Source organism: Roseateles sp. P5_B10 (assembly GCF_056400485.1).
Window position 1 is genome coordinate 1 of record NZ_JBFULE010001504.1, and the last position, 670, is coordinate 670.

1 pseudogene is annotated in these 670 nt (G+C 57.6%); it reads right to left on the reverse strand.

Annotated elements, in window-relative coordinates:
• Nucleotides 1-268, reverse strand: a pseudogene (locus tag AC1DU6_RS34260) (ionic transporter y4hA); the annotation flags it as partial.
• Nucleotides 269-670: the final 402 nt, after the last annotated feature.

The window sequence follows — 670 nt, forward strand, 5'->3', positions numbered from 1 at the left end:
AGACAGTATCGCGCGCCAGCGTCGGAACGGCCTTGTCACCCAGCATGATGGAGGCGATCAGCGCCACCTCGATGATGGTCACGGCCAGTGTCAGCAACAGCGTGCCGAACGGTTCGCCTATCTTGTGTGCGATGACTTCGGCATGATGCACAGCGGCGAACACCGTGCCGAACAGGATGACCAACAGAACAACCGCGAACACAATGCCAGCAGTCGTCTCCGTGAATCCGATCCCGAGCGAAGGAATCGACGTCGCGATAAAAAGCAGAACGGCCAACGTGGGGAAAATCCAGGACGATCTGGGCATGGGATGTGCTGACATCAAGCAAGTGTCCTGATTGAAAACGGGTTCGGCAGCAAGCGACACGCCGCCATTGCAGACCCACAAGAGCGATTGCGCGGCAGGGTCATGCCGTCTCGCCAAACTGCATATGATGCGTATAGTTGCGTATCACCTGAAGGTGAGTTTGCAAGAAACCAGGAGAGGAAGCGAGATGTTTTCACATGTCATGATCGGCACCAACGACCTCGAAGCCGCGAAGTCGTTTTATGACAAACTGCTCGGCACGCTGGGCGTCGCGCCCGGCGCGGTCGATCGCCACCGGGTATTCTGGCGGACCAAGACCGGTACTTTCTCGGTGTCGAAGCCGATCAATGGCGAGCCTGCTTG